The following is a 12,937-nucleotide window of genomic DNA, read 5'->3' as shown; positions in this document are numbered from 1 at the left end:
TTCTCCGTCACAGAGCCGTCCAAACGGCAAAAATGGCTCGCCGGCATTCTGGTCATTTCCTACGCGCTGCTGACAATGCTGCCGTTGGTCTGGATCATCGCGACTGGCTTCAAATCCTCGCCAGATTCCATCGCCTATCCACCCAAAGTGGTCTTTGAACCGACGGTGGAGGGGTATGTGAACCTGTTCACCACGCAGACCCGTATCAATCAGAATGACACCACACAGATCACCGATGACATGCCGTGGTATGAGCGTCTGGTGCGCGAGAAAGGCAACACCATTGTTGGCCCATCCCGCTTTTCTGAACGGTTCTTCAACTCGGTGATCATCGGTTTTGGGTCCACCTTCTTTGCAATCGTTCTGGGGACCGCTGCTGCCTATGCCTTTTCCCGGTTCCGGGTGCCGCTGAAGGATGATCTGCTGTTCTTCATTCTCTCCACACGGATGATGCCGCCAATTGCCGTTGCAATCCCGATTTTTTTGATGTTCCGGCAACTGGGACTGAATGACACTCATGCCGGGATGATCCTGCTTTACACGGCGGTCAATCTGTCTCTGTCTGTCTGGCTGATCAATGGCTTCATTGACGAGATACCCATCGAATATGAAGAGGCAGCGTTGATTGACGGCTATACGCGGTTTCAGGCCTTCTACAAGGTGGTTTTGCCTCAGGCCGCCACCGGCATCGCCTCGACTGCGATTTTCTGTCTGATCTTTGCCTGGAATGAATATGCCTTTGCGGTTCTTTTGACCTCTGGCACCGCCCAGACAGCACCGCCCTTCATTCCAACGATTATTGGTGTCGGCGGACAGGACTGGCCGGCTGTTGCGGCAGGCGCAACCCTGTTCCTGCTACCGGTCATGGTCTTCACCATCCTTCTACGCAAACATCTGCTGCGTGGCATCACGTTCGGAGCTGTAAGAAAATGACGAATTTTGTCAATGGTTTGCTGCGCCTGAGACGTGGCCCATGGGAGATGGTGGCATCCATCCTCATCGCACTTGGAGTGGTCATGCTGATGCAGCCAATGGTTATGTCGCTATTCACCTACTCCTTCATCATAACGCTGGTTGGCACTGTGATGTTCATCATCGTCAGCCATTTTCCGGAGTGACCCATGGCACAGATCAGAATTGAAAATGTGCGCAAGGATTTCGGTGCATTCACTGCGGTGAAGTCCTCGAGCTTCACAATCGAAGATGGCGAGTTCTTCATGCTTCTGGGGCCGTCCGGGTGTGGCAAGACCACAACCCTTCGGATGATGGCAGGGCTCGAGCTGCCGACCAGTGGGCAAATTTATATCGATGGTGAGGAAGTGGGCATGAAGCCAGCCTCTCAGCGTGATATTGCCTTTGTCTTCCAGATGTTTGCACTCTATCCGCACATGAATGTTGGGAAGAATATGGCCTACCCTCTGCTTAGTCAGGGCATGCCCAAGAAAGCGGCGAGGCAGCGGGTTCACGACGTCGCTTGTATTCTGGGAATTGAGCATATGCTGGATCGGCCCGTGGGTGGTTTGTCCGGTGGGGATCGACAAAGGGTCGCCCTCGGACGAGCCATTGTGCGTGAGCCCAAGGCCTTCTTTATGGATGAACCTCTGGGCGCGCTTGATGCGGAGTTCCGTGAGCATATGGCCGAGGAGTTGCGGGCGCTGCATGACCGGATGGGAGCAACCACCGTCTATGTGACCCATGATCAGCTCGAGGCCATGCAGATGGGGGACAAGATTGTCGTGATGAATCATGGTGTTGTCGAGCAATTCGGCAAGCCGCAGGAGATATATGATTGGCCTGCAACCAAGTTTGTTGCGGATTTTATCGGTTCGCCGTCGATGAACTTTCTTGAGTTTGAAGGCATGATCGGATCGGGGGCCAGTTCCGTTTCGCTGTATGGGCATCAGATCAAGGTGCCGGTGTCGCGCGAAGGGGCAGAGGGTCAGTTGTCGCTGGGCGTTCGTCCCGAGCATATCCATTTTTCTGACTCTTCCGCTTATCGGGGCAAGGTGCTGACGAGTGAATATCTCGGAACGACCCAGATCGTCATTCTCGAGACGCCAAACGGGGTCATCAAGGCCCGCATTTCATCGAAAGTGCCGGTGAAAGAAGGCGAGACTGTCGGGCTTCACTTCGATGAACGCACCCTGACCGTTTTTGAAGGTACCAAGGGACGTGCTTTGGTGTCGGAAGCGAATGAAGGAGTGCTGCATCATGGCTGAGGTTCGATTGGAAAATGTCACCAAGGCATTCGGCGACAACCTTGCCTTGAGCAATGTTTCCCTGACCATTCCTGATGGTGCCTTTGTTGTGTTGCTGGGGCCGACCGGTGCCGGAAAGACGACAACCTTGCGCATGGTTTCGGGGCTGGACGTGCCCGATAGCGGCGAGATCTTTATTGACGATCGGTCAATGAAGGGACTGACACCGGCCCAGCGCAATGTGGCGATGGTGTTCCAGCAATATTCGCTCTATCCGCATCTCTCGGTGCGGCAAAATCTGGAATTTCCGCTCAAGTCACCCCTGCTGAACACACCGGCAGATCAGATTGTCGAGAAGGTCAACCATGTGGCTGAAATCCTGCAGATCTCGCACAAGCTGGATAACAAGGCCACGGCCCTGTCCGGTGGTGAAATGCAGCGCGTTTCCATTGGTCGGGCGCTGGTGCGTAATCCATCCATCTATCTGATGGATGAGCCGCTCAGCTCGCTTGATGCCAAGCTGCGGGCTGATTTGCGGATCGAGCTGAAAAGCATTCAGGCCCATTCCGGAGCGACACTGCTTTATGTGACCCATGATCAGGTGGAAGCAATGACCATCGCGACCCATGTGGGCGTTCTGGATCACGGAAAACTGGTCCAGTTCGGGACGCCGCGCGATATCTATGAAAATCCGGTGAGCATTTATGCGGCCAGCCGCCTTGGGCAGCCACGCATCAATATTTTGCCTGCGGATCTGTTTCCCAATGCCCCTGCCAATGCGAAGTCAATCGGGCTCCGACCCGAACAGATAGAGCAGGGGGCCGGGGAAGATAGTTTCGTCAAACGGGTAGAACATCTGGGAGATCAGACCCGGCTGCATCTCTCGTTCAAAGATCATGATCTGGTCACCGTGACCGACGCTCATACGGGCCTCAATAGCGGTGACATTGTCAAAATTCAGCCAGAGAAGCCATTCTACTTTGATGCAGATGGCGATCGCATTGCCAACTAGGGGAACACTATGGCCCATTTTATGAATAAAAAGGAAGACATGGTCCTCGAAGCCATCGATGCCGTTGTCTCCTCATCAGGACGGACATTGCTGCGCCTTGACGGGTATCCTCATATCAAGGTGGTGACCCGCAAGGACTGGGACCGCTCCAAGGTTGCTCTTGTTTCAGGCGGAGGCTCGGGGCATGAGCCGGCTCATGCCGGGTTTGTCGGCCGAGGTATGCTGACCGCAGCGGTCTGTGGCGACATTTTCGCCTCACCAAGCGTGGATGCGGTTTTGGCTGGCATTCTCGCGGTCACCGGTCCGGCGGGTTGTCTGTTGATCGTCAAGAATTATACCGGAGATCGGCTCAATTTCGGCCTTGCTGCTGAACGGGCGCGGGCCTTTGGCCTCAAGGTTGAGATGGTCATCGTCGATGATGACATCGCTCTTCCGGATCTGCCGCAGGCGCGCGGAATTGCCGGGACCCTGTTCGTGCACAAGATTGCAGGAGCTTTGGCCCAACGCGGTGAGGATCTGGAAACGATTGCCGAAGCGGCCCGCAAGGTGATTGCCGGGACAAAAAGCATCGGCATGTCCCTGAGCACCTGTTCTGTTCCCGGATCTCCAAAGGAAGACCGTATCCCGCACGGTATGGCCGAACTGGGGCTTGGCATTCATGGCGAGGCGGGCGTTGAGCAGGTTGCCTTCACCCATGCAAGGGAAGCCATGTCGGCAATGGTTGAAAAGCTCGAAACCCTGATGCCCGAAGAGCGCTATGTTGTCTTGCTCAACAATCTCGGCGGCACGTCGATCCTTGAGATGAATGTGCTGCTGTATGAGTTGAGCCAGTCCCGTATCGGTGAGAAGATCGAGTATATTGTTGGCCCGGCTGCCTTGATGACATCCCTTGACATGCATGGCTTCTCGATTTCGGTTTATCCCGCAAGCAATGAGGAAATCCAGTTGCTGGATCAGCCGACACCTGTGGCGGCGTGGCCGGGGGTTTGTGAGATTGCTCCGGTTGAAACTGTCTCCTTGCCAGATGGCTTGACACCGATCACGCCACTGCCAAGTGATCATGCCGCAACGCGGGAGTTCCTGATCGACTGTTGCAAGGTGTTGATTGCTGCGGATGATGATCTCAATGCCCTTGATGCCAAGACCGGCGACGGTGACACCGGTTCAACCCTTGCCGGGGCCGCGCGTGCCCTGATTGATGCGATGGATCGTTTGCCACTGGCAGACCATACTCAACTGTATCGCGCCATTGGGCTGGAGTTGAGCCAGACCATGGGCGGATCATCTGGTGTCTTGCTCGCCATTTTCTTTGCGGCGACAGGCGATGGCGCATCCAGCGGGTTGCCTGCACGCGAGGCCTTTCAAGCGGGGCTTGCTCGCATGCAGGAAATTGGCGGGGCACGTTTGGGGGACCGGACGATGGTCGACGCGCTGGCTCCGGCTCTTGACGCGTTGGGTGACGGTATTGCAGCGGCTGCCAAGGCAGCCCGTGATGGTGCCAATGAAACAGCCTTGATGCTGAGCGCCAAAGCGGGGCGTGCGGCCTATATCAGCTCCAAGCAGTTGGAAGGGCACATTGATCCCGGAGCCGAGGCCATCGCGCGGCTGTTTGAGCATCTGCAAAAGCGGCGCTGACCAGCTACGGCCGCTTTGAAGAAAGGCCTTGTTTGGCAATCAATCGAGGCCTTTCTGTTCCGCGAACCGCTGATGATGATGTGGGGAGAGGGTAGACGTGGTTTGGTTGGAATATGTCTCGGTTTTCCTTTGGATCCAGGGCACTATTCCAGCCTATATTGCCATGCCTACCCTCAGACAATGTGATAAAATTACTGGATGACCTCAGCCAGCCATTACACATTTCGAAGAGTGACCTTGGATGATCTTGCCTTGCTGGAAGCATGGCAGAAGACCCCGCATGTTGGCGAATGGTGGGATGCATCTGAACCTTATTCTGAAGCGGATTTGGCGGATATTCGGGTGGCGCGCTGGATTGTTTCACGCGCTGCGCGTCCTTTTGCCTTCATGCAGGATTATGCAGTGCATGGATGGGAAGAGCACCATTTCTCCTATCTTCCCAAGGGATCCCGGGGGATCGATCAGTTTATTGGTGAGGCCGACATGGTCGGTATCGGACATGGATCGGCGTTCATCGCCATGAGAATGCAATCCTTGTTCGATGATGGGGCACCAGTGATTGCGACGGATCCCCATCCAGACAATGAACGGGCAATCGCCGTCTATCGGAAACTTGGTTTCGAACAAGTCGGCTCTCCTCAAGAGACCCGGTGGGGTTTGATCTTGCCCATGTTGGCTAGGCGATAATCAAACCCATCACAGTTGTGTGGTTGCGTCATCCATCGGTCTTGATCCGGGCTGACCGATGTTTCAGCTCCGTGGCCGCAGCAGAAGCGGTCCATAGACCATGGCAAAACCGGCGAATGCAACGAACCAGAGCCCACCCGCCATGTGGTAGAGCATATCTTCGGGCCAGAAACCGGCGATGAACCGGACGATGGTTGACGCCATGATCGCCAGATAGATGACGGAGGTTCCAATACCGGCATGAAGAGGTTGACCGGTATGCCCAAGGGATGCCCGTGTCATGACCGCCAAGGTCATGCCGCCCAGTGCGCCCGCCATCCAGAGATGTTGTGCTGCCGAGGCTGGCAGAATGTCAGGACGGACAATTGCAAATGTCATGGCGAATGCCCCAAGCGGTAGAAACAGATAGGCAAGATGCAGGATAACCACCAGTGGCTCGGAACGTGTGAACCAACCCTTCCAGCGCCCTAGCCTTGCTGTGTGTCCAACACCGACGAGAAACAACAAGGCCGCCGTGAGCGGAGAGTCTGGCCAGAGAACCCACATGATGAATGCCGGTATGCTCACCAGCAGAACCAGTTTGTCGAGGCGTTGCATGGGCGAGGCGGGCATCTGTTTGTGGCCTTCACGCACCAGCCAATTGCGTGTGAAGGAGGGCACGATGCGTCCACCGATGACGCCGATCATCAATAGGACTGCTGCCAGCCCCAAACGGGGCCCATATCCTTGTGCCGCATAGTACCCATTCTGCACATCGATGTGGAACAGAAGGTTGGCAAGCGTGAAGACGACAAGAAGCAACAGGATGATCAGATTGCGCCAGTTCTTGCCCGCCACGATCTCGCGCAGGATGACCAGCCCGAGCACAATCGGGAAAGCCAGATCACCGACTATCACCACCCAGTATGGCAAGGCTTGTGAAAAAAGGATACCGATACGACCGGCAATCCAAAGGCCGACAAGCCCTGCCAACGCCCAACCTATAACGGGCAGACGACCAGTCCAATTGGGAACGGCGGTCAGCAGAAAGCCAGCGATAATCGCGCCTGTATAGCCGAACAGAAAGGCGTGGGCGTGCCATGATACCGGGTCCATTTCGCTCGAGAGCGTGAGGTTGCCGGACAGAGCCAGAATCCAAACCACCACCGCAACCGAGGCCCAGATGGCTCCCAGAAGAAAGAAAGGACGGAACCCGTAGCTCAGGATTGCAGGTCCTTGCCAGCGTCTCATTTGGTCTGCAGTTGATTGGCTCATTTGCGTGATCCTTGGGTGAAAATGGCTACACAGAGTCAGTGATGAGGGCCTGCATCGGCCTGATCCATGAGTGCCCGGATGTGACGGGCGAAAGCATAGGTGGCAGGCAGGCCGATCACGGCTCCAATCGCAATTGCTGCGGTGGTGGAAAGGATCGGACCTCCGATCCAGCTGAAAATTAGGGACGCGAAGAAGGCATTGACGGCCATGGCTCCAGCCCCGAAAGGATAGAGTGCCAAGGTGATTTTTTCCACTGACCAGCCTGTCCTTCTCATCGCCGAGACACCACACGGTGCACGCAGTATAGCGCGGCAATCAATGTCACGCTGGCCAGTGCGAACCATAATTCTGCAGTGGCTGATTGGGCCTGCGGGAGGGGGCGATCATAAGGGGCTGCAAGCGCGGAGACTGGCAGCATGGTGAGGGCGAATGTCAGGTAACGCATGTCGATCTTCCTTCTTATTGATCTCTTGTCAGTGTGCGGTAAATTTCAGGCAAAGCCCTGAGCAGACGCTCGGGGTCAGGCAGCAGTGTGAAGCCACCACGTGCGAAGATCCGTGCGAACCAGTCCTGACCATCTTCGTCTATGATAACACCATGCAGGGTGAGTCCGGCTCGACGTGCTTCTCGCACCGCCATGTGGCTGTCTTCAATGCCGTGTTGGCCTTCATAGTGATCCAGATCGTTGGGTTTGCCATCTGTCAGGACGATCAGCAACTTGCGCGTGGAAGGTTGCTTTTCCAGCTTGCTGGCAACATGGCGTATCGCTGCACCCAGTCGGGTGAAATGTCCCGGTTTGAGAGAGGCGATATTGTCGGCGATGGTTTGGCTCATCGGATCGTCAAAGTCTTTGACCTTGGTAACAAAGACACGATCGCGTTTGAGCGAGGAAAAGCTCCAGATCCCCAGATGATCGCCCGCGGCATCGATGCCAAAGGCAAGCGCCGTCATCGCGTCCTTGGCGACATCGATCACCGAGGTGTCGCCGATCGCGGCTTCCGTGGAGCGGGAGGTATCAATGAGGAAAGCGACGGAGAGGTCGCGCTCGCTCTGGCGTTGATCCATCCAGATCCGGTCACTGCCATAGCCAGTTGCCATAAGGTCTGTCTGCATGCAAATCAGGGCGTCCAGATCAAGCTCGGCACCGTCGATCTGACGCGGTTGTATTTTGCGCCTGGGTCTGAGGGCTTCGAACTGTTTGCGGACTGCGCGAATGCGGCGCGGATCGGCAACGAAGCTGTCACTGGCTTCGGGGTGCGCGGGGGCTTCCAGCACACGACAATGACCATCAAGATAGCTTCGTGTCCGGTGATCCCATTCCGGATAGACAAATTCTCCCGCCAGTTTTTCATGCAGGCTGTCGGCAGGCGACAGGTCGAGATGAAGTCTGAGCCGGGAGGCAATCCGCCTGTCATGCTTGGACAGGGTGATGCGATCCTGATCTTCGGCGGCTTTTTGGGCATTGTCGAGATCGTCATCATCAACACTGCGATTGATGTTCATGGACTCGACCCACGACAGGATTGATTCAAACCGGTGAATGACAAAGCTGTCTTTCCGGTTGGTCTGTTCTTGCTCTTTTCGCTCTCCCACTTTGCGCGACGTTGTCGCACCAAATGGTGCCTTTGCGGTGTCATCGCCTGTCTGCTCATTACTTGATGACCCCGCTTGACGGTGATCAAACCGCAGCCAGAGGGGAACCGTCATGAAAGGAGCATGGTTGCGTCCCTGTTTGTTTAGAGATGGACGATCCACGCTCTCTCTGCCGAGGACCGCCAAGAGTGCAGCTTCAATTTGTGCCTCAGCGCCAGCCTTGGGTAAAGCCTTTCGCTGGCTGAGGTGATGTAGACGCATTTGCTCGAAGGGAGCGGCCAATCCGGGACAAGCCTCAAGTGACCGGTCCGTTGCCTTGCGGTTGGCTTCAATCTGTGCCCAGTCTTGTTGCGGACTGGTTCCTTGGGGCGCGGTGTTGATGTCGTCTTCGGGACGGTGCAAAGCCGCAAGGGCCGTCAGCCAGAGGTAACAGGCACGATTGAGTGCGCGACTTGGAAAATGGGAGATGGCCGGCGGCAACCGGAGGCGTTCTGCGTCAAAGCTGGCCACCCATTCACGATCCCGCTCGGCACCGAGCTTGCGCAGCTGGGGCCGTCGATGCTGCACAAGCGTGGCGGGAGATGGCACCAGATCGACGGATGGACTGCCTCCCAATGCCCGGAAAAGCAACAGAAGGCTGGTGCCCAGACCGTCAAGCGAGACCGCTTCATCGGGATAGCTGGCGTCGATCCCCATGCCACTGGCCAAGTCGTGCCAGAGGTTGCCAACGGTTTCTTCCGGTTCCATCAAGTCGAGCAAATGCATGAGGTTACCCGTAGATCGTTGAAACCAGATCGTTCAGAGCAGTCTTCACATCTGGTTCGTCTGTCAAAGGTTCGATGATTGCGACGGTGATGGCCTGATCAATCCCCATACCGCCAGCTACCAGTTTGGCAGTGTAGATCAGGAGACGCGTGGAAACACCTTCCTCCAGATCCATACCCGAGAGAGCTCTGATGTGCCCTGCCAGACGGACAAGAGGCGCAACGCGGCCAGGTTCCAGCCCGGATTCACTCGAGATGACGGCAATCTCACTTTCCGGATCGGGAAAGTCGAAGGACATCGACAAGAAGCGTTGTCTTGTGGAGGGCTTCAGGCGTTTGAGCACATTCTGGTAGCCGGGATTGTAGGAGGCGACCAGCATGAAGCCCGGAGGGGCTATGAGCTCTTCGGTGGTGCGGTCAATGACCAAGGTCCGCCGGGTGTCTGTCAGGGGATGCAACACCACGGTGACGTCCTTGCGGGCCTCGACGATTTCGTCGAGATAGCAGATCGCACCTTCTCGGACGGCGCGCGTCAAAGGCCCGTCAACCCACTGTGTCTGCCCGCCCTTGAGCAAGTAACGTCCGATCAGGTCTGCTGCAGACAGATCATCGTGACAAGCAACGGTATAGAGCTTTTTGCCCATGCGTGCTGCCATATGTTCGACAAACCGTGTCTTGCCGCAGCCGGTCGGCCCCTTCAAAAGAAGGGGCAGACCTTTGTCATATGCGGTTTCAAAGAGATCACACTCGTTACCGGTTGGAAAATAGTAAGGGATCTGGTTACGCATCTGCATATTCATCTCCTTATTCTCCTGGGGCCGGATTGGCTGATCCTGGCGCGATCACTTCACGTTTCTGGGCGACAACGATCGAATAGATGAAGGCGAGGGCCCCCAATACCACCGCTGCACCGGCTCCAAAGCGCATCAGATAGAAGACCGACAGGCTGTCTTGCACTTCCATGAAATAGTCGCCGATCACACGCTGCATGTGCGTCTGGATGGTTCCTGCAAAGGTCAGAACGAAGGTCATGAAGGCCATTCCACCGGTCATCAGCCAGAAGCTCGCCATGTTGATCACCTGATTATAAGGATCGCGGTTGCGCAGCATTGGCATTGCGTAAGTGAAGACCGCCAGATTGAGGGCAACATAGGCGCCAAAGAAGGCCAGATGCCCATGGGCTGCGGTGATTTGCGTGCCATGGCTGTAGAAGTTGACCCCATGCAGGGTGTGCAAGAAGCCCCAGACGCCAGCGCCAAAGAAGGCAACCGTGGAAGACCCCAGCGACCACAACAAAGCGGCCTTGTTGGGATGATTCTTCCGCCCTTTCCAGACCATGACGAAGGCGAAGGACATCATCAGGAAGAAGGGGATTACCTCGAAAGTGGAGAAGATGGAGCCGATCCACTGCCAGTAACCCGGCAAACCAATCCAGTAGAAATGGTGTCCCGTCCCCAAAATACCCGAGAAGAGGGCGGTGGCAACGATGACATAGAGCCATTTCTCGACCACTTCACGGTCAACACCAGTCAGTTTGAGCATCAAATAACCAAGGATCGCAGCCATTACCAGTTCCCAGGTTGCTTCCACCCACAGGTGAACAACGAACCACCAGTACATTTTATCAAGGCTAAGATTCTCTGGATTGATGAAGGCAAAAATCCACAACAGGGACAACAACCACAGACCCATCAGCAGCACGTTGGTGATTGCGGTTTTGCGCCCAGCCAGAACGGTCAGCGAAATGTTGACCAGGAAGATGACTGCAGCAACCAGAATTCCGAATTTCACCCAGAGTGGCTGTTCGAGGAATTCACGTCCTTCATGAATGCCGACCAGATAGCCAGCCACGGCACCCAGCGTGCCCACCATCAACAGTGCAAGCTGGATGTAAGCCAGCTTGACCGAGAAAAGCTCTCGTTCTGCCTCTTCGGGGACGAGAAAATAGGCCGCTCCGAAAAAGCCCAGCAACAACCAGACGATCAGCGCATTGGTGTGGATCATCCGGATGATGTTGAATGGTACAAGGTCGGATAGAAAGTTTGGCGAGACATAGATCCAGCCAGCCAGCAGTCCGCCAAGCACCTGCACGGCAAACAGTGCCATGGCACAGTAGAAATAGGCCTTGGCCACCTTTTGAGATTGATATTTCATGGTCCTCTCCCTTAGCCCGCGTCGTTCGGCGGCCAGCCTTGCGTGTCCGTATGATCAGCCCAACGCAGGAATTCTGCGAGCCCTCGGATCTCTTCGTCAGTCAGATGAAAGTTTGGCATTTGGCGTCTGCCTTCGACGCCCGAAGGCTGGGCTTCCATCCAGGTCTTGAGGGTTTCGAACGCCCCTTCGGGATCATCGGCAACACCCCAACGGGTCATGACGTTGCCAACTTCGGGGGCAAAATACGCGCCTTCACCGTGAAGCGTGTGGCAGTTGATACAGGAGTTTTTCTCCCAGACCCGCTTGCCCAACACCACTTCCTCGGTCAGCGGCAATTTGGATGTAGAATTGTTGAGTACATAAAAATGGCTATGCACGGTGAGGGCGATAAAGACGGCAACGAAGAAAAGTGAGCCTCCGTAAAACACATTCCTTGCCCGCGATTTTGTCAGTATTTCTGCCATCGACGGCCTCCAAATCAATCGGGAATACCGCAATAGCTAGCGTGTTTCGTAAAGGCGAAGTTTGCGCTGGAACAACGTTTGAGGCGATCAACTCCCTAGAATGGCAGGAAGGAGATATTGACCGATGACCATTGCAAATCTGGAAAATCCTGACCTGACGCTCGATGAGGTTATGAAAACATGGCCTCAGACCGTAGGTGTGTTTCTGCACCATAAAATGCTGTGCGTGGGGTGTCTGGTGAACCCCTTTCACACGATAGCAGACGCCTGTGCCGAATATGATCTGGATGAAGAAAGCTTCCGGGTTGAACTTCGCGCAGCCATCAACGCTGCTGACTGAGCAACATCAAACCATGGGGGTCGGTCACGAGGATGCGTTTCCTGCGGCTTTTGATCAGCCCCTGTTTTTCCCAGCCACTCAAGAGGCGTGAAACGGTGTGTAATGTCGTCGCCGTCATTTCGGACAGGTCTTGCCGCGTGATCGGAAAATCCACCTCGATTCCATCGTTCACTTTTCGGCCCGTCTGGCTGATCAGGCGCATCAAGGCGTTTGCCACCCGTTGCTCGACTTGCTGAGTTGCCATCTCCACAAGACGCATGTTCATTTCACCGACCCGCTTGCCGACAATCTTGTAGGTCTCGGTTGAGAAGCCATCATAACTCGTCACAAAGCGATCCCATAAGGAAGTCGGCCAGCTTAGAATGATGGCCTCCGAAGCCGTCACCGCTGTGGCGGGGTAGGTGTCGCGCCCCAGGGCCTTGGCAATGCCGAACAATTGTCCCGATGGGATATGCAGAGCGATGACCTGTTCGCCGGTCTCTGTCACACGAATGACGCGGATATAGCCGTCCAGAAGCATGAAGAAGCGATCGGCGGCTCCGCCTTCCGAGAAAACGGCAACGCCTTCGCTATAGCGTCGCGAACTTGCCTGATCGAGAATCTCACGAATCTCGTTCAGCGCCAACTTTGAGAAGGGCGGGATATGCGTCAGAAGGCTTTCATCAAGCCTCGGCATTGTCTTTGGCGGTTTTTCTTCTCCCATAGCCGTTTTCTAGCGTTTCATGCGCACAACTTCCACCACTCATTTCGGTTGCTGCCCGGAAAACTATTGAGAAGGTTGTGCCAGAACAACGTTCTTTTGCTCGTGCGATGTAGCTTCGACAGCAACAGATCAA

14 protein-coding genes and 1 pseudogene are annotated in these 12,937 nt (G+C 55.4%); 7 read left to right on the top strand and 8 right to left on the bottom strand.

Annotated features, from left to right (window positions below; translation table 11 throughout):
* Window positions 1-57 precede the first annotated feature (57 nt).
* The 6 genes and pseudogenes from DSD30_RS05850 to DSD30_RS05825 all read left to right on the top strand — a co-directional run.
* Window positions 58-933, top strand: a pseudogene (locus DSD30_RS05850) (carbohydrate ABC transporter permease); the annotation flags it as partial.
* Entirely contained in the window at window positions 930-1,118 is a 189-nt protein-coding gene (locus DSD30_RS05845) for a hypothetical protein (protein WP_114008712.1), read from the top strand. The pseudogene DSD30_RS05850 and the gene DSD30_RS05845, both read left to right, overlap by 4 nt.
* A 3-nt stretch (window positions 1,119-1,121) precedes the next feature.
* Entirely contained in the window at window positions 1,122-2,219 is a 1,098-nt protein-coding gene (locus tag DSD30_RS05840) for an ABC transporter ATP-binding protein (RefSeq protein ID WP_114008711.1), read from the top strand.
* A complete protein-coding gene (locus tag DSD30_RS05835; RefSeq protein ID WP_114008710.1) occupies window positions 2,212-3,210 on the top strand; it encodes an ABC transporter ATP-binding protein in 999 nt (332 codons plus the stop codon). Before DSD30_RS05840 ends, DSD30_RS05835 begins: the two co-directional genes overlap by 8 nt.
* A gap of 9 nt (window positions 3,211-3,219) precedes the next feature.
* Complete coding sequence (locus DSD30_RS05830) at window positions 3,220-4,845, top strand: dihydroxyacetone kinase subunit DhaK (protein ID WP_114008709.1); 1,626 nt, start codon at window positions 3,220-3,222, stop codon at window positions 4,843-4,845.
* A gap of 198 nt (window positions 4,846-5,043) precedes the next feature.
* Window positions 5,044-5,532 (top strand): GNAT family N-acetyltransferase, encoded by a 489-nt coding sequence (locus DSD30_RS05825; protein WP_157967578.1) that lies wholly within the window; start codon window positions 5,044-5,046, stop codon window positions 5,530-5,532.
* A gap of 63 nt (window positions 5,533-5,595) precedes the next feature.
* On the opposite strand, the gene DSD30_RS05820 is transcribed toward DSD30_RS05825, so the two are convergent.
* The 7 genes from DSD30_RS05820 to DSD30_RS05790 are packed head-to-tail and all read right to left on the bottom strand — an operon-like array spanning window position 5,596 to window position 11,761.
* Window positions 5,596-6,786 (bottom strand): NnrS family protein, encoded by a 1,191-nt coding sequence (locus DSD30_RS05820; protein WP_114008708.1) that lies wholly within the window; start codon window positions 6,784-6,786, stop codon window positions 5,596-5,598.
* A gap of 35 nt (window positions 6,787-6,821) precedes the next feature.
* Window positions 6,822-7,040: a hypothetical protein gene (locus DSD30_RS05815; protein WP_198662849.1), complete on the bottom strand. Its 219-nt coding sequence runs from the start codon at window positions 7,038-7,040 to the stop codon at window positions 6,822-6,824.
* Between the two features lie 17 nt (window positions 7,041-7,057).
* On the bottom strand, window positions 7,058-7,231 hold the full coding sequence (locus DSD30_RS05810; protein ID WP_114008706.1) for a protein NnrT: 174 nt from the start codon (window positions 7,229-7,231) through the stop codon (window positions 7,058-7,060).
* Between the two features lie 14 nt (window positions 7,232-7,245).
* The gene (locus DSD30_RS05805; RefSeq protein ID WP_114008705.1) at window positions 7,246-9,144 is read right to left on the bottom strand and encodes a nitric oxide reductase activation protein NorD; all 1,899 of its coding nucleotides are present in this window, start codon (window positions 9,142-9,144) and stop codon (window positions 7,246-7,248) included.
* Between the two features lie 4 nt (window positions 9,145-9,148).
* Window positions 9,149-9,943: a CbbQ/NirQ/NorQ/GpvN family protein gene (locus tag DSD30_RS05800; protein ID WP_114008704.1), complete on the bottom strand. Its 795-nt coding sequence runs from the start codon at window positions 9,941-9,943 to the stop codon at window positions 9,149-9,151.
* Between the two features lie 4 nt (window positions 9,944-9,947).
* Window positions 9,948-11,297 carry a cbb3-type cytochrome c oxidase subunit I gene (locus DSD30_RS05795; RefSeq protein ID WP_114008703.1) on the bottom strand — a complete coding sequence of 450 codons (1,350 nt, stop codon included), beginning with the start codon at window positions 11,295-11,297 and terminating at the stop codon, window positions 9,948-9,950.
* Between the two features lie 11 nt (window positions 11,298-11,308).
* Complete coding sequence (locus DSD30_RS05790; protein WP_114008702.1) at window positions 11,309-11,761, bottom strand: c-type cytochrome; 453 nt, start codon at window positions 11,759-11,761, stop codon at window positions 11,309-11,311.
* A gap of 124 nt (window positions 11,762-11,885) precedes the next feature.
* Here DSD30_RS05790 and DSD30_RS05785 point away from each other — a divergent pair, with 124 nt between their 5' ends.
* Window positions 11,886-12,101 carry a DUF1858 domain-containing protein gene (locus DSD30_RS05785; protein ID WP_114008701.1) on the top strand — a complete coding sequence of 72 codons (216 nt, stop codon included), beginning with the start codon at window positions 11,886-11,888 and terminating at the stop codon, window positions 12,099-12,101.
* Here the strand turns inward: DSD30_RS05785 and DSD30_RS05780 are convergent.
* Window positions 12,085-12,804, bottom strand: a complete 720-nt coding sequence (locus DSD30_RS05780; protein ID WP_245418385.1) for a Crp/Fnr family transcriptional regulator — start codon at window positions 12,802-12,804, stop codon at window positions 12,085-12,087. The two genes, DSD30_RS05785 and DSD30_RS05780, sit on opposite strands and share 17 nt — an antisense overlap.
* Between the last annotated feature and the right edge of the window lie 133 nt (window positions 12,805-12,937).

Source organism: Cohaesibacter intestini (assembly GCF_003324485.1).
Taxonomy (GTDB): domain Bacteria; phylum Pseudomonadota; class Alphaproteobacteria; order Rhizobiales; family Cohaesibacteraceae; genus Cohaesibacter; species Cohaesibacter intestini.
This window is presented reverse-complemented; position numbering and strand designations above follow the sequence as displayed.